General features: G+C 75.1%; 1 protein-coding gene. It reads right to left on the reverse strand.

Annotated features, from left to right (window positions below; translation table 11 throughout):
- Window positions 1-835: FtsK/SpoIIIE domain-containing protein (locus tag ACYVE7_RS34915; protein WP_460370943.1), on the reverse strand; the 835-nt coding region annotated here is incomplete at both ends.

Consider the following 835-nt stretch of genomic DNA (forward strand, 5'->3'; position numbering starts at 1 on the left):
CGGAGGCGTCCTGGCCGAGCAGCCCGATCTGCGACTCCTCGATCGGACCGCCCGGGACGAGCCGCAGCGCCCGTCCCGGCGGCATGGCGGCCGGGAGCTGCGCGTCGGGGACTCCCGCGTAGCCGTAGTCGGACGGGTCGGCCATCCGCAGGATCAGCCGCCGGTCGAACGCCATCGCCGCCTGCCCCGTCAGGCCCGTCCGGTCGCCGGTGAACACGGCGCGCAGCCCGACCGCCGCGCCCTCCTGGAGCAGCCGCAGCAGGGACGTCAGCAGCCGCCCGTAGTCGTAGTGCTCGAACGCGGCCGTGAACCCCTCCCACCGGTCGAGCAGCAGCAGCATCCACGGCAGCCGTTCGCCGGAGGAGACGGTGGCGCGCTGCTCGGCGAGGGTCGCGAACCCGGCCGCCGACAGCAGTTTCCTGCGCCGGTCGAGCTCGGCGGAGAGGGCGTCCAGCAGCCGTTCGATCCGGTCGTAGGAGTCGCGGGTGACGACCGCGCCGCAGTGCGGGAGCGCCGCGAGCGGGGCGAGGGCGCTGCCGCCGCAGTCGATCGCGTACAGATGGACGTCGTAGGGCGTGCACGCCGACGCCATCGCCCCGGCCAGCGACCGCAGCGCCGTCGTCCGCCCCGACTGCGCGGAACCGGCCAGATAGAGGTGCCCGTCATGCTCCAGATCGAGGGTGAGGGGGGCGCGTGACTGCCCGGCCGGCAGGTCGGTGATCCCGAACTCGATCGGCGGGACGGACACGACCGAGCCGCCCGCCGCCGTCCGCGACGACAGCACGACCGCCTCGGGCAGCGGCGCGAGCCACGGGCTGGGCTGCCGGACGATCCC

The organism is Actinocorallia lasiicapitis (assembly GCF_054778695.1).